Here is an 18328-nt window from a genome sequence, read left to right as displayed (position 1 = left end):
CTGTGCTCTGTAGGTCATGCACCAGGCAGAGGCTTCGAATATTTGAACCAGTCGTGACTGCGCATGTCCGGCACACCTGTCAGAATCAAGACATGTCTGTTGAAGCACGCGCCCTCTCCCTCCGGCGCCTGATGCGCGATTCCGCCGCAATCCGGCTCCTGGCTGCAGACAACGCGCCCGTGATTCTGGCGTTGATTGCGGAGTACTTCCCCCGCGGCACCCGGGCGCGCCCAGCAGCAGAGGTATACGAGCTCATGGTCACCGATTTCGAAGTTTTGGCCAGCGAGTTTTCCATGCCCCGCACGCCACAGAACTACTGCAATGACTGGGTTAAGGCCGGCTGGTTAATTAGAAAGTCCGGCAAGAGCTCCCACGGTGAAACGCTCGAGCCCAGTGAAGATGCGCTCTCAGCACTCGAAGCCATCGAGCGCTGGGAAGCACCGGTGACCGCGGTGACCGCCTCACGGGTGGAGTCGATCAGCTCGGCGCTGCAAAGGCTGGCGCGGGATACCAACGAGGACATCGCTAGCCGCGTGGCCAGCTTGGAAGCAGAACGTGACCGCATTGACCGCGAGATTGAGAAGGCACACCTCGGGCAGTTTGAAAGCCTCACCGCCGCGGAGACGGAGGAGCGCGTCCAAGACGTACTGAACATGGCCATGGCCGTGCCGAGCGATTTCGCCCGGGTTCGCCATGAGCTCGAGGCCCTCAACCACCAGCTTCGCCGACAGCTCTTAGATCCGGAGGGCTACCGCGGCGAGGTGCTGGAGGAAATCTTCAACGGCGTGGACCACATTGCGGAATCGGAGGCCGGGCGCAGCTTCCGCGGCTTCTATTCCCTCCTGATGGATAGAGAGCGCAGCGCCTGGTTGGACCAATGGATCAAGGAGGTTCTGGAAAGCGAGCCCGGGCAGCAGCTCGCCCCGGACAGGAGGCAGCGGCTGCGCAGCCTCTTCCGCGATATGGAGGAAACCAGCTTCGAGGTCAACCAGACCATGACCGGGCTGGCGCGCAGTTTGCGCAACTACGTCTCCTCCGAGCAATTCGCGGAGGACCGGCGCATGATTGAGCTGCTGCGCGAGGCCCGCGGCATGGCCATTGATGCCGCGCAGAACTCCGAGCTGAAAGCCTTTCACCGGATGGACACACCGCTGCAGCGCATCGGTATGTCGATTCATTCGGTCTCCCGCATCCGCCTGGCCAACCCTGGGCGGGAAGTCGTGGAGGAGACACCAGTGGCCTACCACCCCGACGCGGAAGACCCGCAGGCGCTTTATGAGCTGGTGCGCGAATCAGAAATCGACTTTGAGGAATTGCACGAGGCGGTACGCGGGGCCGTCGCCAAGTCCGGCCCCTGCACTATTGGCCAGGTGCTGCAGGCCTATCCCCCGACGCAAGGTCTGGCCAGTGTCGTGGGTTTGGTGCACATCGCGGATTCCCACCCGCTGCCCTCGCTGAAAGAAGCACACGAGACAGTCACGTGGACCGAGGAAGACGGTACCGTGCGTTGCGCCCAGATCCCCACCATGTATTTCGATCACACCACCGTTAAGGAGCTACAGTGACCGCCGCCAACAGTCCCCGCGTCGATGCCGCGCACGAGCCGCCGCTGTGGGAACACGATAAAGGAACGCTGACCTACCATTCGCGGCGCGCGCTGGTGCAGCTGTTGCAAGGCCCGCTCATTCGCGCGCAGAAGGAACCGGTACTGTGGGCGGCGATTATCTCCGACGAGGAGAATCTACGCGCCCGGTTGCACGAGGTGTTTCTGGAGCTCGTCGTGGATGAGACGGAAGGCTTCGCATTCACCCGCATGGTGGAGGAAGACAGCTTGAGTATCCCGCAGGTGCTGCGCACGGACAAGCTCAAGCACATCGACACCGCCATCTTGTTGAACCTGCGCCAAGAGCTGGGCCTCACCCTGCCCGGCGAGCGCGTCATCGTGGACGTGGAGGATCTTCGGGAGAGCATCGGCTATGTCCGTGCGGTGGATAACCGCGACGAGGCCGGCTTCACCAAGCGCTTCAACGCGGCAATGAAACGCATACAGAATGACTATTCCCTCATCAGCGCCACCGAAACCGAGGGCCGCTTTGAGGTTTCCCCGGTACTGCGCCAGCTTTTCGACGCCTCCACGGTCTCCGCCATCCGGGATGAATACGCCCGCCTGGCACAGACGGAAGACCAGGATGAGCAGGAACCAGAGCAGCTCCAAGAGCAGGAGGATGCCTCCGATGACTAAGAACACCACCTACTACCCCGGACAATTCCGTATCAGCCGCATCCAGCTGATTAACTGGGGTACTTTCCACGGCTACTTCTCCATCCCGGTAGCCCGCAAGGGTTTCCTCATTACAGGCGGCTCGGGTTCCGGCAAGTCCACGTTGCTCGATGCCATGTCTGCGGTGCTCGTTCCGCAAAGTCACGTGAAGTTCAACGCGGCGTCGCAACAGGACCTCGGGCGGCACAACGGGCGCAACCTCGTCTCCTATGTGCGCGGCGCGTGGCGGCAGCGGGAGAACACCCAGACCGGTGAGATCGCCCCCGAGTACTTGCGGGAGGGCGCCACCAACTCGGTCGTGGCGCTGACCTACGATAACGCCGCCGGCAAGCAGCACACCCTCATCGCAATCTTCCGCCTGAACGGCGGTGAGAACTCAGTAGGCCAGATCAAGAGGTTGTATGGGCTAGTGCCGGGCGACGAGGACATCGACAAGCTCAGCCCCTTGCTCACCCGCAGCCTGGACACCCGCAAGATTAAGGCAATGTACAAAGGCCCCGGCGCGTCCTTCACGCCGACCTACACCACGTTCGCAGACCGCTTCCGCAAACGCCTAGGCATCAAGAATGTGGAGGGCCAGCTGCTTCTCCACCGCACGCAATCCGCGAAGTCCCTCTCCAGCCTGGACCAGCTCTTTAGGGACTACATGCTGGACCGTCCGGCTACCTTTGAGAAAGCGGATGAAGCCGTCGAGCAATTTGAGGATCTGCGCCAAGCCTATTTAAGGGTCGAGGACGTCAAGGCCCAGATTGATACGCTCGCTCCCCTGCCCCAGCTGCATTCCCAGCGCACAGGTGCGGAAACGGACAAAGCACGAGCGGAAGCCATGGCTGAGGCACTGCCAGCTGTCCGCTCCCGCTTGGTGGCAGAAGAACTGGACGTTCGCATTCGGGCCCTGTCAGCGCAGTTGGCTGAAGCCCAGTCTCAGGCCGCATCCCTTGAGGCCGATGTTGCTCACCTCGATGACGCAGAGCGCCTCGCCGCAGTGGCCGTCTCCCAGCTCAGTTCGGGTGAGCTCGATGCCTTAAGGGCCAAGATAGAAACCGCCGAAAAGGAGATTGAGCACCGCACGAAGGAGTTCCAGCGCCTCAGTGCAGCGGCCGGACAGTGGACTGATCACTACGAGCTCAGCCCGCATGGCTTCGCCCAACTACAGGCCAACGCGAAGATCCGCATCGCAGACTTCGAGGCCGACTTCAAAGACCTCATCAACCACCAACAGGAGGCCGGCGTGGCCGCCCGCGACGCCGCCACCGCCTGCTCCACGCTGGACAGCGAGCTGCGCTCCTTCAGCTCGCGGAGAACCAACATCGATAAGACCTTGGTGGAGCTGCGCTCGCAACTGGCCCGCGATACCGGCTATGCCGAGTCCGAGCTCCCCTTCGCCGACGAGCTCATCGATATCAGCCCTCACCAGAGCGAGTGGGAGCCGGCGATCCAGAAGCTACTGCACAATTTCGCCGCCACCCTGCTCGTGCCCGAAGCCGCGCGGGAGGCCATCAACCAGTGGGTCAATTCCCGCAACGTGGGCACGCGCTTGGAGTACCGCACCATCCCGGAGTTTGCCCCAGCGCCGGCAGCGGCGCGCAGCCCGCGGCAGCTCATCCACAAACTCGAGTTCCAAGACCATGCCATGGCAAGCTGGGTACGCCACCACATTTCGCGCCGCTTCAACTACGAATGCGTGGACTCCGTAGCGGAATTGGAAAAGGCCACCTTGACCCCGGCCATTACCCGCGATGGCCTGGAGAGCCGCCCCAAGGACAAGGACGGCTCAACGCGCTTCATCAAGGATGACCGCATGCGCTTTAGCGGCACCGCCTGGTACCGGGTCGGCTCCACCAACACCGCCAAGATTGAGTTGCTGCGCTCCCAGCTCACCGAAGCCAAGGCCACCGCCCGCGCTACGGCCAAGCGGGTCCAGGACTTCAACCGGAAGATGGACATCCTGCGCTCCCAACGCGATAAGGCCCAGCAGGTGCTAGATACCTCATTCCAAGACATCGACACCGCCTCCGCCGAGGGCCGCAAGCGTGATCTGCAAGAGCAGTTTGACTCACTGGCTTCCTCCCCAGAGGCCCAGGCGCTGGCCGCCGCGCACGCACAGGCCAAGCAGAAGCTCAACGCCGCCCGCGCCAGACTCAACGAGGCACAGAAACACCTGGGCAACGTCGAAGGCGAGCTCGAGCGCTCCACCGCCCGCCGCCGCGGCATCGGCCCCGTGCCGGACATCGCGGATAAAGACATTGAGACGGCAGTCGTTGAAGCCCTGCACAAAGGCAAGCGCAGTCTCACTATCGATGACATCGATGCCCGCCGCGATGAAGTCCAGGCCAGTTTGCAAGAAACCTCCCGCACGGCCGCGCGCCGGATCGAGGAAGCCAACGACAAGATTGTCTCCGTCCTGCACGCCTACCTGTCCGAGTGGCCGGCGGAGGCCGCCGACTTGGAGCCGCAGGCCAGCTTCGCCGGTGAGGGCATTGAGAAGCTCAAGTTCCTCCGAGCGGACCGCCTGGCTGATTTCCGCGCCCGCTTCCTCGAGCTGCTCAACGGCCAGACGGTGCGCAACCTCTCCCACCTGGCCACGGATCTGCGCCGCGCCCGCAGCGATATTGAGATGCGCATGGAGTACATCAACAAATCCCTGGAGCGCTCACCCTTCAACGGTGAGCGGACCCTGCGCATCGACGTCAAGGACGCCCGCGGCCAGGTGGTCCAAGAATTCCAGCGGGATCTCGATGCCGCCACCTCCCACAGCCTGGCGGAAGTTACCGAGGATGATCCAGCGGCAGCCATCGCACGCTACCACGCCTTGGACAAGATCTTAAGCCGCCTCGGCTCCAGCCAGCCGGAGGATATCCGCTGGCGCAACGTGGTTTTGGATACTCGCCGGCACGTCAGCTTTGTCGGCCGCGAGTGCTACCCCGATGGCACGACGGCCAACACCTATCAGGACTCCGCCTCGCTCTCCGGCGGCCAGGCGCAGAAGCTCGTCTTCTTCTGTTTGGCCGCGGCCCTGCGCTTCCGCCTCGCGGAGCCGGACCAGGACGTGCCCACCTATGGGTCCATCATCTTGGATGAGGCCTTTGACCGCGCGGATCCCGCTTTTACCCGCACGGCTATGTCCGTCTTCGCGTCCTTTGGTTTCCACATGATTCTGGCCACGCCGTTCAAGCTCATCCAGACTCTCTCGCCCTATGTGGACGGCACCATCGTGGTCAGCTACGACGAGCCCACCATCGACGGCCGCCCGCAGGCACGCACGGGCTATAAGCTTATCGACGCCTCCACCACCCACGACCTCCAACAACCCGGCCCCAAGGACTCCGACGATGCGGACTCCTAAAGACCTGCGTGCACACGCCGCCAAGTACCTGCGCAACCACTTCGCGGAAGCACTCGCCGATCCCGCTGCGCTCAACCTTGACTGGCCGCTGCACCCGCCAACAGCTATGGCCGCCGCCCGCAATATTAAGGTCACGAGGGACTTCATCCGCGCCTGGCAGCGCTGGCCGCACCAGGAAGAGGTCATCTATGAATCCCGGAATTGGTCCCGCGCGGGCCTTGGCACCAACGACGTTCCCACTCGCGTAGTACTCACCGGCGCCGCGCGCATCGCTGCCGCCGCGGGCCTGATGTCCGACTACAACCGGGCCCTCCAGTGCGCCCAGGACATCGCCGCCATCTTTCCGGACTCCCCGGACTTCACTCATACCGTCCGCCGCACGTACAACCAGTGGAAGGACTTAAGCACCTACGACCTGCGCTGCCTTGGACCGTGTCTGACCTGGCTGCGCGCCAATCCCCACTCCGGCGAGTGTGGGAGCGCGCCGTGCCGGTGGAAGGCGTGGATGGTAAATGGATAGGCACCCACCGCCGCCTGCTCCTGGCGCTCCTTGCTCCCTTCGGCATCACGGACTTGGGCCTGCGCCGCAGTGATGCCCGCCTGCGCCTGCGCTATCTCAACCACGCCCCGGCACTCTCCGATATCGAAATCCCCCTCGCCGACGCCGCAACCCTCTTCCCCGACACCCCGCCCCGGGTGCTCATCGTGGAGAACAAACAAACCTTCCTGGCACTTCCCGCGCTTGCCGACGCCTCCCCAACCACCATCGCCATCCTCGGCTCCGGCACCGCCGCTCACCAACTCCAGGCACTGGGCTGGCTACAACGAGCCGACATCACCTACTGGGGCGACCTCGACGCCGCCGGCTTTGCCATCCTCAACGCCGTGCGTGCCCACTTCCCCCACACCAGGTCCCTCCTCATGGACACCGCCACCGTCACCGCATTCCAGCACCTCGCCGTCCCCGACCCCGGCGACGGTTCCGCCACACTCACCCACCTCACCACCGAAGAGCAACGCGCCTACCGCTTGCTTTACACCAAAGGAAGACTGCGCATCGAGCAGGAGCGGATTCCTTTTGTGCACGCCAACGCAATGGTCCAAGAGGCCCTCGGTGGCGGCTCAACGCAAAGCCACTAACACCCCAAGCACACTAAAAATGACCCTCACCTGCCAGTAGCTCCGGTGAGGGTCGAGCAGCTGTACGCAAAGTAGGACTGCCCCTACCAAGAATTATGCCCAACGAGCGCAGAGATAGTCAACGCCTGCGTCGCAATAATGAGCCGGCAGTCAATCGTCTCGATGAAGCAAACATCAATCTACGAAGCCATCATCACCAAGCCCATCAAGGTACGCGCTCCAACTTTTAAAGACATCAGCAAGCAGATGTAATGGTGCTTCATCAACGTCGTCGCAGTGCCGAAAATCCTTTAGGCTGAATGCTGCCGCGCCGACCGCGATAGCGGTTCGGATAGCCACTTCGTAGGTTTCAATTGCATTGCCGCAGCTTCCGATATCTGCTGAGATCGCTATTTCAATTTGGCGGACTACATTGTGGTGCACTGATCGATTGAACTCGTTGTACATCTCACGACCTTTAAACCCATCAAAATACGTCTCAACCAGATCCGTATACGGCAATAGTCTGTGACGCCTGCCGTACCCCTGCGATGCAAACGCTTGCCTAATTTTTTGATGCGCCTCCAAAGCGTCATGAAGCTTGGAATCGGGCCTTGCAGCGTCAGAGTTCTCGTACCCATTTATCACGACGTTTACCGCTCGAGCGGTTCTAACCCACGGGTCTTCTTGCTCATTCACATACATTACTAGAGCAGCGTTTTCTAGAGCAGGCCTGGCAAGAATTGATGGTGTAAGCGGATACCGAATATCGGACTTCAGCAACAGGCCGATCGAGTGCAAAGCTGCACCCGCGGCTTGCAAGGCCGCCGCTGTTAGCTCATCAGGAAGTCGAGAAATCCCCCATTTTTGAGCCCCACGAATCTTAGGCTCAAATTCCGCCTCAAGGGCATCCGCAGCTTCTGCAGTAAGAACTCGAGGTGAACGAGCCATCTCATTTACAGTGTGCGCTGCGACCTCACAATGTGCGCCAAGCCCCTTCAGAGGAAAGTAGTGCTCATACTCAGCAAACGAGTTTTCCAACGGATAACCCTGCACAAACTATCACCCCATAGCCTTTCGCACATGTTCACTATACCGAATCGTGCGTAAGGCCTAATCTCCGGCCTCTTGACCTAGCAGTCCAAACTACCTAGATATACCTAGACCAGTCATGCATGTCTAAGTGCGCTTGAATTGCTCGAGCTTTAAACTTTATTCTCTTTTTCTCTAGAGGGTTATCGGCATACTGGAGTAATTCTTCAGCTGCTTCGCGTGCTTGATCGGAAGTAAGCACCATTTCAATAGGAGTACTCTGGCTCCCCGCGAGATACAAGTAGATAAAGCGCGTTCCGTCAGGAGTCTTTCCAACGCCTACGAAATAGTCTTCCCCTTCATCCGTTATTTTAGTTACGCTAAACCCTGACGGTAGATTACCGGCGTTCCCTAGAAAAGGCGCCACCAAAGACCGCAAAGCATCTGCGATTTCAGGCACGCCAACTTTTTCACCAACTATTCTTTCCACAAGATGCTCAGAAGCATCTGCGTCAACTTTTCCAAGCAGGGGACCTACCGCCAGGTTCAGCCTGAGAAACAACCAGCAAGCCGCCCAGCCAGTCCGCTTGTTACCATCGAAAAGACTTTGCGTGGTGCAGAAAGAATGCAGAAGTGCTGCAGCTTTATCCCAAGCGGTTGGAAACGCGTCTCTCCCGAGAACAGTAGTCGCCGGTCGGTTTACATTTGCTTTAAACTGATTGGAATCACGGATTTGCAGAGGGGACCCACAAGCCAATTCCCCGACGATTAGGACTTCCTCTTCGTTGGGATAAATGGTCAAGCTAGACGGCGGTTAAGTTCCGCGGACCAATTGGCAATCTCCCGCCCTAAGTACTCAACGTAGCGGCGACGGTCTTCCTCATCCATATCTTGGACCTGAGTTACAGAAGTATTAATGTGGTCAGGTCTTGAAACGGTCGACTTTGTCAATTTAATCCCTCCTTCGCCCTTCAGTAGTCAGCACCTGCTTATTTCAGAGATTAGCACTCGTCGGAGAATTTGCGTAGAGGAAGTCATCACCCCTCCTTTCCCAGGAGGACACGTACACCTGAAGCGTCTTTCACCTAGCAGTGAGACTCTTCTTAAGGACAACCGAATTGTGTGCGAATGTCTAGAGGCCACCTCAACGCTCTCCACTTGCTGCGCCTGTCCCGCACACCTATCAGAATCAAGGCTTGACTGTTAAAGCACGCACTCCATCTCTGCGCCTAGGAGGCCCTCCAAAAAGCTCTGGAGCCTTCGCGGCTCCAGGCGACAACGTTCCGGTAGCCGGCTCGTCGTGCGATTATTCTAAGCAATACATCGCCATGCCTACAAGGCTCTTAGCCGCTCACCGTCCGATAAACTAGTTCCGACGCACAAGGAACACGCACCATGACTGAACAGGAACGCCTCCGAGCGCTTGAGACTCGCGTTAGCGAATTGGAATCCCAGGTAGCCCAACTACTGCAGACCCTCGGTCATACTCCTTCGCGCCCTAGTACCGCAGATACACCGCCGCCGGCGAACGTTCACTCTGATACACGCTCACCGGAGGAGAAGATCGCGCTCTTCATGGATTACTTCACAGGGCGGACAGACGTCTACGCAGTGGCTAAGAATACTGCGGGGAAGAAGGCCTGGTACCCGGCCAGTAACGGCTACTACGACCGAAGAAACCCTGACCTGAAGCCCTTAACGCCGAAGGTGATCGAAGAGCATCTGCGCCGGGACAACCGCTTCCACGTTGGACTTTATCCGCTGTGCACAGATGATAGTTGCCGGCTGTTGGTCTGCGATTTTGATGATGACGACTTCAAGCAAGCCGCCCGTGCCTACGCCGAAGAATGCAAGAACCACGGCCTCGATCCACTCATAGAGGTTTCACGATCAGGGAACGGAGCTCACGTCTGGACATTCTTCGGCGAACCTATTCCGGCTAGTCTCGCTCGTTCCGTGGGCATCGGACTTCTGGCCAAGGCTAGCCCGGATTCCTACTTCTCCAGTTTCGACCGGTTCTTTCCATCCCAAGACACACTGCCGGCGAAAGGCCGTGGTTTCGGCAACCTGATTGCCCTTCCATTGGCTGGCCACCATCGATCCGAAGGCACAACGGTCTTCGTCGACAGTGATTTTCGAGCATCGCCTGACCAATTCGAGGCCTTGGCTAGGACGAAGAAATCGGGGCTCGCCGAACTCAAGAGAATCTACGCTGAGCTTCAGCCCGATCCCGAAACATCTCTCCCCCAAGCACCCACCCGCGAAGAGTTGAAGAAGCTCAAAGCCTCCGGAAAAGTCCACGTCACACACGATTCGCACGTCCATGTCGATTTATCGGGCGTCGACGCCACCACTCGTACGGCCCTGCGGCACCTAGGTGCTATTGCCAACCCGCAGTTTTATATAAAACAGGCCCAGCGTTTCTCCACTTTCGGCACTCCACGGCTCATCGTACGTTTTGATGAGAAGGATCAAGTCCTCACGCTCGACCGCGGCACGCTCGATGACGTCCTCGACATCTTGAAGACTGCCGGATATACCGTCACACGTCGCGGCCGTACGCCCAAACCTAAGCGCATCGATGCATCATTTTCCGGTGAACTACGCCCCTACCAGCATTCCGCCGTCAAACAGATGCTCAAGCACAAGTCTGGAATGCTCATTGCCCCTCCCGGTACCGGAAAGACCGTCATGGCGTGCGCAATCATCGCTCAGCGTTCAGCCCCTACCGCAGTCATAGTTCCATCGCGGGAGCTAGCTACCCAATGGCACCAAGCCCTCAAGCAGTTTCTTCCAGACGCTCAAGTTGGGCAATACTCAGGCACCAAAAAGAAACTCAGCGGCGTGGTAGACATTGTCACAGCTCAGTCCATCAGCCGTAATGATTCCAAGACTGACTTTCTCTCTGACTACGGCCACATCATCGTTGACGAATGCCACCGAGTCGGTGCTGCCGGATTAACCAACGTCCTCGCACACCTCAACGTTCGTTTTATGCTCGGAATGACCGCCACACCGTTCCGCTCCGACGGTCTTGATAAGCTGCTTCCCCTCATTTGCGGCCCTATCCGCCATACCGTCGAGCTCGAGCGCCCCGGACGCCGCGATTACGTAGTCCACAACACCGAGTTCACGTACGACTCCCCTTACCTGTTCTGGCCGGACCTCGACACTGCTCTGGCGGCGGATGAGCACCGCAACCGCCTCATCGCCGATGTCATCACACAAGCAGCGCAGGACAAACACACGGTCCTCGTCCTAGTGAAACGACGCGAACACCTCGCAGCCCTCAACGCCCTGCTTACCGACGCCCCCTTCCCCGCCCTTCAGCTACACGGCGGACAAAAGGCCAGCGAGAGGAAGGCCGTCCGTGAGCAGCTTGCCGCAACACCGCATTTCGTCCTTTTAGCCATGTCCCAGGTGGCTGGCGAAGGCATTGATCTTCCTGCACTGGATACTCTTGTGCTGGCCGCCCCAGTAAGCTTCCGCGGCGTTGTCATTCAGCAGGTTGGCCGAGTCACTCGCGATACCGATGACAAGGAGAACATCTCTGCCACCGTGCACGACTTTCTCGATGCCAACGTCCCTGTCCTCGCCTCAGCCTTCAAAAAGAGAAGCTCGACCATAGCCAAGCAAGGATTCACTCGCGACACCAGGTAGAGCTGCCCCGTGCGTTATCGATTACTACAAGTTTAGAGGCCGTGCAAAATTGAAATCCTTGCTGGACAGCCAGATGAGTTGGAGCAGCACAATGACTGAATTTATAACCGCTTACAAACGTCGCTCAGACGAGTCTTTCATAGCACAATTCTCTGATTCGACTGAAGCACTTAAGGAACGCCTCCGCCGCGAAGCAACAATCGACGGTCCAGATACTGAGATCGCTCACATCTCAGCACCCTCATTGGAGTCCTTGAAAAAGTCTCATTCCAGGTATTTCACGGGCTGCGTTGACGTCGAAAAATGATAGATCCTGCGCTGACCGCCTCTTGCGCGCTAGCCTAGCAAGCATGGAGAAAACCAACGTCGCACCGAAAAACTGTTATGACTGAGGAAACTAAGCGTATTTCACGAAAGAGGACCCTTTGAAGCATAGAACCGGGTTCCAAGCCACTACAAAAGGCCGGCGCCGCTCGGCTCAATTGAGATTTCCTACTGCCGCCTCTTTTGGACTGATTTATGAAAATCTACTAGCCTTTCCAATTCCTTCCTTAGGATCGCGGAATTAGGAAAGTCCTGAGCAGCGATTTCGCCAGCTTTGCTATGCCCACGCATAACTCTCGATTCAATCGTCATGCCAAGCTCTACGGCGTCCAAGTCATCCTCACCGATATCGGTAAGAGGCCGAAGATTTCGTGTGTGCACTGCCGGGTCCATTCTAACAACAGCAGAGTTCAATAAGGTCTCTTCAACCACTCTCTCCCAAGTCTCACGTACAGCCCCTAGAAAGGACTCTCCAGCTGCAGGATATTCATCCGGCTGCTTTCGCTCTAAAACCTCAAGCCTCTGCATTTCGTTTTTCAAAGCCCCAATTTGCTGCTTAAGATTGCGTCGTCTCCAATCAACCGGGGACAAACTACCCGCACCATCAGCCCTTCTATATATTTCGACTTCCGAAATCTCTGGAAGGCGAGACTGCCCCTCAACAGAGCGCGATAAGTTCTCCTCCCACAGCATCTGTTGCAACAACTGAACAAACGCAAAGTCATGCGAAAAGATGACAACTTGTCTTATCGCTGACTCTCTTATTAATCGACGCGCGACTTTTTCACGAAAACGATGGTCAAGGCTTGTAACGGGATCATCAAAGATCAGGCACGATGAATCCTTAGAACCAGTCAGATCCGCAAAGAATCCTGCCATCGAAACTATGCGCTGCTCCCCTTCGCTCAAAATCTCCCCCATCACATTCGATTTCTGAGAATTATACTGGGGCTTAATGTAGCTAACTCCCTTAGAAGTTTTCGCCAACTCCAGCTTGACGGGGATCGACGGGTCAAAGCCCAAGTCAGCCAGCTCAATAGAAAAACGACTGGAGATTTCGCCGATGAAATCGTTAGACAACTTTTTCACTAAGTTCGTTGCACTCCGACCATTGCATTTCTTGGAAGCCGCTGCGTAGGCTGCCTTTTGCAGCTGCGTGTCATGCGCCTCTTTAAGAGCCTGTCTATGATTGGAAGCCTCACGGCAGAACTCAAGTGCAGCAATTCGCTCACCCAAACTTTCCTGCTCATTCCCCTTCGAATCCAATGCTTGAAGCTCTCGCGCTTCACGATTAAGCTCACTTTCAGCTGAGTTGAGGAGATCATTTAAGTTTTTGAATTTCTCCGCAACTATGTTCGCATCGTTTACTGCGAATTCCCCTGCAGTAAGGGCTTCTTCATTGCTAGTACTCTCAGAGCTAATTTCGACGAGTTCCCTATCAATCGCTGCGAGTAGTCGCTTTGCACTCGAATAGAAATCGATAAACGCGTCGTTTATAGCAGTACCCAGGTCACCAGAAACCTCAAGGCTCTCTACGAGAGATTTGGATAGTTCGGGAATCTCCAGGTCAAAATACTCCCTAATCCTATTAAGAGATGTTGTCGCCGCTTCGAGGGTTGCCTCTGCATTCTTTAAGCGCTGATTCGCTTCTCCTTGAGCAAATTGTTCGAACGCCAAAAGCCTATCCTTGGCAGCCAAATCCAAGTCCTGGTGACAGACTGGGCATGCCTTCCATTGCGAGACTTCTGAAGCGTATTGCTCGTGCGAAGCTGGGAGTGTAGCAAAGAAGTTCCCAACGGATTCCCAGAGTTGAGGCCAACTATTAGTAGCGCAGATTCGAAGTCTATCAGCCTGGCCTAAGGCACCTTGCACTTCCCGCACCGTGTTCTTTGCTCGTTCAAGTTCTTTCCGAGATTTTGCAGCTTCATTCGGTGTAAAGCTTTGAAGCACACCTCTAATTGTTGCCGCCTTGGTCCGTTCTGACCGCACCACGGCTTTTCTTCGATCAATTCGCTTCAATAAGACTTCTTTCGAGTCGAGCTTAAGTCTGGCAAACCGCTCCTCCAAACTTGCAAGCTCTTCAGCTTGGCTTTTAGAGAACTCTTGAATGCCTTCGATAGCATCTTTTGCCGACTTAGGATCCAGCGACTTGATTTCGTTTAGGAACTCTTCGAACTTTTCAGTCTCATGTCCACGAACCTGTTTCTCCGCTAGCTCAAGCCTGCCTAGGCGGCCGTCAAGCTCCGTCTTAACTTCACCCAGAGCTTCAGCAAAACGCGATAGTACTTTGATTTGAGTGGGAGAATAAGCAATTGTCAGTTCATCGGCTAGAAGACTGTGCGCTGACAACGAGTCATAAACTCTTACACGCTGAAAACTACTATCAACAAACTTCTCATTCTCAGTCCATTCGGCTTGCTTCTCTTCGCTCCCCTCGAGAAAGCAAATCGAGGCCTGAGGAATCGTTGTGGCAGCTGTTAGTGCATTTGGCAAAATTCGATTATCGCCCCTACTTGCAGCAAACTTTTTCAGAATGCGTGCATACCCCGACTTGCCCGATCCATTCTTACCGAAGATTACAGTCATACCAGCTGGATCGAATTCGATAGCCTGGTCGTTTTGTAAACGATTTACCCCCGTTTGATGCAACACCTTTAACAGTCTTATAGGCCGCTCAGAAGACTTCCGAATTCCGAAATCATCGGCCGAAAAGTTTCGCTTTCCTCCGGTCTCCGTTACATGTATTGGCTGAAACCAACAGTCTTCTTCCTCATAGGCCGCTTCCACTGCTTTGTTGGCAATTCCGCAGACATATTCGGCCGATAGAGCGACACCGCCCGCCACATCTGTAAGTAAGTCATGTTGCCACTGCTCAGACAGATTATCTTCTGCCCAATTGGCAATCTGTTTTGAAAAGTCCATCTGCGACAATTAAAGCGCTCCTTGCAATCAACCCACTGCTCGATCTGCTGCCAGAGGCGATTGACAGCTTCTTCGAGGCGACCTCTCCCGAACTGATCGGTAGTGCCACTTTACAAGAGTGAGACAATTGTCGTAGTAAAGTCGACCGCCCCTTTCCATTCTTTTCCCTGCTTTGCAGATCATGCCTTACGGTTTACGTTTGGGCGCCTTGTCAGACGCGAATTTTTGGCACCGGTGCTCTGGTTTCTCGGTGCTGTCATGTTCCGGGAAGCTGGTACTGAGCTAGGGGGTGCTTCACCCGAGACCGTTTTGGTCGTCTGGAGTAGTTAGCGCCGCGTCTTTGCGCATGTCAAAGCGCTGATACGGATTCGGTAGCTTTTGTTTTCAGCGACTTACGAGTGAATCGGCCCCTAATCTTTCTGACAGAGTTTGAACTGAGCACTCATCGTAGAGAATAAAGCCTTCCTGACACTTCCCGCGCTTGCAGACGCCTCAACAGCCAACTCCACGCACTGGGCTGGCTACGCACTGGGCTGGCTACAACGAGCCGACATCACCTACTGGGGCGACCTCGACGCCGCCGGCTTTGCCATCCTCAACGCCGTGCGCGCCCACTTCCCCCACACCACATCACTACTCATGGACCCTGCCACCGTCACCGCATTCCAGCACCTCGCCGTCCCCGACCCCGGCGACGGCTCCGCCACCCTCACCCACCTCACCACCGAAGAACAGCGAGCATACCGCCAACTCTTCATCAAAGGAAGGCTGCGCATCGAGCAGGAGCGATTTCCATTTACGCATGCAAACACAGCGATTAGGGAAGCTTTCCACTGGTCATCAGACACTCAGAATCACTTTGACTAAAACCTGATTCACGTGTTTAATCGAAGTCAACAAGGAGCACAATATGAATATCCCCACCGACTTCGGCGAGCGCGTCCGTGCGCAGCGTCAGCTGCGCGGACTCAGCCAAAGAGAGCTCGCCGCCATGACCGATGAGATCCTGTCCCAGCCCACCCTGGCTCGCCTGGAGAAAGGCACAGCCACGCCAACTCTCCACCACATCATGGCCCTCGCGTGGGCTCTAGGGATCGACGCCGCTGAGCTCGTGGACGCCACCCCGCTCTCCCAGCGCGTGCGAGTTGCGGCCCGCGGCCACCAGGCCAAAACCGAGGAAGCAACACAAACTCTTCTGCCTTATCTCCAGCTACGAGTGAACCTGGATAGCGCACATGCCTAATTCAACGAGCCCCTCACAACAGGGCGTTGAGCTGGCTGCTGATTTTCGTGCGAAGCACGATCTCGGCTTAGGGCCAGTCGGCGACATCAACAATCTCATGAAGCTCGTTGATGCTGACTTCATTGTTCTCGACTTAACGGATGGCCTCGATGCACTGACTCTTCGCGATCCTGCTTCAGGTGCCTTAACCGTAGGGATTAGCACGAGCAACAATCCTTTCCGACAGCGTTTCACCGTCGCCCACGAAATCGGGCACATCGTGGCCGGGGACATCACGGAGGATGGCGCTTCCTTGCAATGCGACAAGACTCTGCCTTCCGAAACACGCGCAAACACCTTTGCGCGCTGCGTACTCTGCCCTGAAGAAGCGCTACAAGCGTTGCCTCCATACGCAGATGCGGAAGAGTTATTGTCTGCAGTTGTCCAACGATTCCAAGTCTCTCCGCATGTAGCAGCTATCCAGCTGCACCAAGCTGGACTTATTTCGAAAGAAACAAAGGAAGAGCTAAGAGAACACACCGCCAAGGGACTCGCCTCCCGCTTCGGATGGAAAGCCTCGTATGACCACGCACGCAAAATTGCTGCTCTGCCGCGGGCTTCCGAAAGGCTCGTAGCCGATGCCTACAAAGGCTACTCCCAAGGTCTCATCCCCCTGTCAACCGTAGCGTTCGCCGAACAGGTCAGCCCCGAGGAAGTAGCAGATTCAATGCAAACCGCTCCAAGTTCTGTCAGCCAGAATCTCACAGATCAGCGCGATATAGAGGCAGACCTGGATGACTTCTTCGCCAACGAGTAGGTTCGCCATGACTAGAAGGTTCATCGTTGCGGACACCAGCGTGTTACTAAACTTCATCTGCGCCGGTGAGCAGGACCTGCTTCTCAAGTTCGTAGACGATGAGCAGCTTCACGTGCCTGCGGCGGTCAGAGACGAAGTAGAGAGAAAACTGAAAGCTCCGCGGTTTCAGTGCGGAGCCCAAACATGGGCATCACTCATTACTCATGGACACGTGCACGTGCTTGACGACGACATGGATCGCCTCTTCAAGTACATTCGTCTATTCGCGGGCCCCAGATTCTCGATCCAGGGTGGAATGGCGAAGAATCTGGGAGAATACGTCGCAATCGCTCACTGTCTAGCACTCCTTGATGAGGACCCTTCGGTGCGTACTGCCATCATTATCGATGACGAAGACGCGAAAGCCCTCATACGCAAGCGACAGGCAGCAAGGGCCTTTAGCACCGAAGCAGTACTCTTCCGCTGTGTGGAGCTCGGTATCCTTACCGACCGTGGACAATCCCGCAAGGTGTGGGAGAAGCTCTCAAGATTCGATGTCTTCGTCCCATTCGAGACCACTCGGCTAAATGACCGCTCGGCCTACCGAGATGCTCATTAATCATCCGACTTACACACCCACTACCCCGAAATCAACGCCGCCGTCTCCTCCGGCGGCACATTCTTCAACTGACGACTCTTGATAGCCCACGACGCCAGCCCCAGCACAATCCAGACCACCAGCGCGATGAGCGGAGCCGTCCCAAGCATGCCAGGCGAGCCCGGTACAAAGAGCAGCGCCAAGAACCCGACGGAGAGAATGCACCCGGCCAGCGCGAAGTGCTCATAAAATTTGTTCAGCGCAATGGGCTTGGGCATCCCGGGGACCTGCCCAGTGCGCGCAATCTTCCATGCACAGAAGCAGGTATAGAAATACGCCACTGTGATACCAGCACTCGACATATCGACGACCCATGTCAAGGCCGCGCGCCCAAACCACGGGGTCACCAGGCACACTGCGCACACCAAGAGAATTGCATTGCGCGGTGCGCGCTCCTTGCCGTTTAGCTCTCCTAACCGACTAGAGACCAGGTTGGCGCGACCAAGGGTAAGCAACACACGGCTTGCTGCAGTAAAGAACCCGTTAAGCCCAGTAAGGACTCCAGCGCTAACAGCAACGACCATGAGCACTAGGCCTGTCGGCCCCATTACGTCACTGATTGCAGCTGCGGGTGGCCATGGCTCCCCTTCATAAGCATCGTGATTGGTTCCCACAGCGATGGAGGTCGCGAGCATCATCGCCAAGTAGATCAAGGTTGCCGCAATGATTCCCCACATCAGAAGGCCTAGCGCTTTCTTCGGCGAGAAATTGAACTCGCCCGCCAGCTGCGGAATAGAATCAAAGCCCACGAAGGCCCACGGAGCAAAAGCGATGATGGTCGCAGCCGCTGGTGCCGGCGGGACGTCGACGGGGAAAGCTGGTGCAAGCCCCGGGCGCTTGGCGACGCAATAAATCACCATCGACGCCACGATGACCACCACCGCCACAATCATGAGTACAACGGCAAAGAACTGGAACCGACCTGAAAGCGCGCTGTTCAGAAGACTGAAATGGTAGCGGTGTGGTGA

Annotated in this window: 14 protein-coding genes; 10 read left to right on the top strand and 4 right to left on the bottom strand. The window is 56.9% G+C overall.

Annotated features, from left to right (window positions below; genetic code table 11):
* Positions 1-92 precede the first annotated feature (92 nt).
* From HMPREF2912_RS03045 to HMPREF2912_RS13155, 5 genes are read left to right on the top strand one after another with little or no spacing between them, the layout of a single operon-like run.
* Complete coding sequence (locus HMPREF2912_RS03045) at positions 93-1565, top strand: DUF3375 domain-containing protein (protein ID WP_070683191.1); 1473 nt, start codon at positions 93-95, stop codon at positions 1563-1565.
* Entirely contained in the window at positions 1562-2242 is a 681-nt protein-coding gene (locus HMPREF2912_RS03040; protein WP_070519688.1) for a DUF4194 domain-containing protein, read from the top strand. Before HMPREF2912_RS03045 ends, HMPREF2912_RS03040 begins: the two co-directional genes overlap by 4 nt.
* On the top strand, positions 2235-5627 hold the full coding sequence (locus tag HMPREF2912_RS03035) for an ATP-binding protein (RefSeq protein ID WP_070683190.1): 3393 nt from the start codon (positions 2235-2237) through the stop codon (positions 5625-5627). Before HMPREF2912_RS03040 ends, HMPREF2912_RS03035 begins: the two co-directional genes overlap by 8 nt.
* The gene (locus HMPREF2912_RS13160; protein ID WP_246816453.1) at positions 5614-6147 is read left to right on the top strand and encodes a DUF3322 domain-containing protein; all 534 of its coding nucleotides are present in this window, start codon (positions 5614-5616) and stop codon (positions 6145-6147) included. The genes HMPREF2912_RS03035 and HMPREF2912_RS13160 overlap by 14 nt, the downstream gene beginning before the upstream one ends.
* Positions 6060-6767, top strand: a complete 708-nt coding sequence (locus tag HMPREF2912_RS13155; protein ID WP_246816452.1) for a DUF2220 domain-containing protein — start codon at positions 6060-6062, stop codon at positions 6765-6767. Before HMPREF2912_RS13160 ends, HMPREF2912_RS13155 begins: the two co-directional genes overlap by 88 nt.
* Before the next feature lie 174 nt (positions 6768-6941).
* On the opposite strand, the gene HMPREF2912_RS03025 is transcribed toward HMPREF2912_RS13155, so the two are convergent.
* Together HMPREF2912_RS03025 and HMPREF2912_RS12840 are read right to left on the bottom strand one after the other, a co-directional pair.
* Positions 6942-7802, bottom strand: a complete 861-nt coding sequence (locus HMPREF2912_RS03025; protein WP_070683189.1) for a hypothetical protein — start codon at positions 7800-7802, stop codon at positions 6942-6944.
* A gap of 94 nt (positions 7803-7896) precedes the next feature.
* Positions 7897-8580 (bottom strand): type II toxin-antitoxin system death-on-curing family toxin, encoded by a 684-nt coding sequence (locus HMPREF2912_RS12840; RefSeq protein WP_118854849.1) that lies wholly within the window; start codon positions 8578-8580, stop codon positions 7897-7899.
* Positions 8581-9173: 593 nt separating this feature from the next.
* Between HMPREF2912_RS12840 and HMPREF2912_RS03015 the strand changes: the two genes are divergently transcribed.
* Entirely contained in the window at positions 9174-11438 is a 2265-nt protein-coding gene (locus tag HMPREF2912_RS03015) for a DEAD/DEAH box helicase (RefSeq protein ID WP_070683188.1), read from the top strand.
* Between the two features lie 492 nt (positions 11439-11930).
* On the opposite strand, the gene HMPREF2912_RS03010 is transcribed toward HMPREF2912_RS03015, so the two are convergent.
* The gene (locus tag HMPREF2912_RS03010) at positions 11931-14693 is read right to left on the bottom strand and encodes an AAA family ATPase (RefSeq protein WP_148139402.1); all 2763 of its coding nucleotides are present in this window, start codon (positions 14691-14693) and stop codon (positions 11931-11933) included.
* Between the two features lie 435 nt (positions 14694-15128).
* On the opposite strand from HMPREF2912_RS03010, the gene HMPREF2912_RS12545 reads away from it, so the two are divergent.
* The 4 genes from HMPREF2912_RS12545 to HMPREF2912_RS02995 are packed head-to-tail and all read left to right on the top strand — an operon-like array spanning position 15129 to position 17321.
* Entirely contained in the window at positions 15129-15551 is a 423-nt protein-coding gene (locus tag HMPREF2912_RS12545) for a Wadjet anti-phage system protein JetD domain-containing protein (RefSeq protein ID WP_371441101.1), read from the top strand.
* Positions 15552-15594: 43 nt separating this feature from the next.
* Positions 15595-15927, top strand: coding sequence for a helix-turn-helix domain-containing protein (locus HMPREF2912_RS03005; RefSeq protein ID WP_070624468.1), 333 nt, complete (start codon positions 15595-15597; stop codon positions 15925-15927).
* Positions 15920-16723: an ImmA/IrrE family metallo-endopeptidase gene (locus HMPREF2912_RS03000; RefSeq protein ID WP_070683186.1), complete on the top strand. Its 804-nt coding sequence runs from the start codon at positions 15920-15922 to the stop codon at positions 16721-16723. Before HMPREF2912_RS03005 ends, HMPREF2912_RS03000 begins: the two co-directional genes overlap by 8 nt.
* A gap of 7 nt (positions 16724-16730) precedes the next feature.
* A complete protein-coding gene (locus HMPREF2912_RS02995; RefSeq protein ID WP_070683185.1) occupies positions 16731-17321 on the top strand; it encodes a PIN domain-containing protein in 591 nt (196 codons plus the stop codon).
* Between the two features lie 20 nt (positions 17322-17341).
* On the opposite strand, the gene HMPREF2912_RS02990 is transcribed toward HMPREF2912_RS02995, so the two are convergent.
* On the bottom strand, positions 17342-18328 hold a 987-nt coding region (locus HMPREF2912_RS02990; RefSeq protein ID WP_070683184.1), incomplete at its 5' end, for an APC family permease.

Origin of the sequence: Corynebacterium sp. HMSC056E09 (assembly GCF_001813425.1) — a bacterium.
Taxonomy (GTDB): Bacteria; Actinomycetota; Actinomycetes; order Mycobacteriales; family Mycobacteriaceae; genus Corynebacterium; species Corynebacterium hesseae.
The sequence above is the reverse complement of the archived record's forward strand: the minus strand, read 5'-3'. Positions and strand labels throughout refer to the sequence as shown.

Excerpts from the sequence above, each read along its gene's own strand:
- HMPREF2912_RS03000 (WP_070683186.1), top strand. The coding sequence starts at position 15,920 with ATGCCTAATTCAACGAGCCCCTCACAACAGGGCGTTGAGCTGGCTGCT.
- HMPREF2912_RS03045 (WP_070683191.1), top strand. The coding sequence starts at position 93 with ATGTCTGTTGAAGCACGCGCCCTCTCCCTCCGGCGCCTGATGCGCGAT.
- HMPREF2912_RS03035 (WP_070683190.1), top strand. The coding sequence starts at position 2,235 with ATGACTAAGAACACCACCTACTACCCCGGACAATTCCGTATCAGCCGC.
- HMPREF2912_RS03015 (WP_070683188.1), top strand. The coding sequence starts at position 9,174 with ATGACTGAACAGGAACGCCTCCGAGCGCTTGAGACTCGCGTTAGCGAA.
- HMPREF2912_RS02995 (WP_070683185.1), top strand. The coding sequence starts at position 16,731 with ATGACTAGAAGGTTCATCGTTGCGGACACCAGCGTGTTACTAAACTTC.
- HMPREF2912_RS13160 (WP_246816453.1), top strand. The coding sequence starts at position 5,614 with ATGCGGACTCCTAAAGACCTGCGTGCACACGCCGCCAAGTACCTGCGC.
- HMPREF2912_RS03005 (WP_070624468.1), top strand. The coding sequence starts at position 15,595 with ATGAATATCCCCACCGACTTCGGCGAGCGCGTCCGTGCGCAGCGTCAG.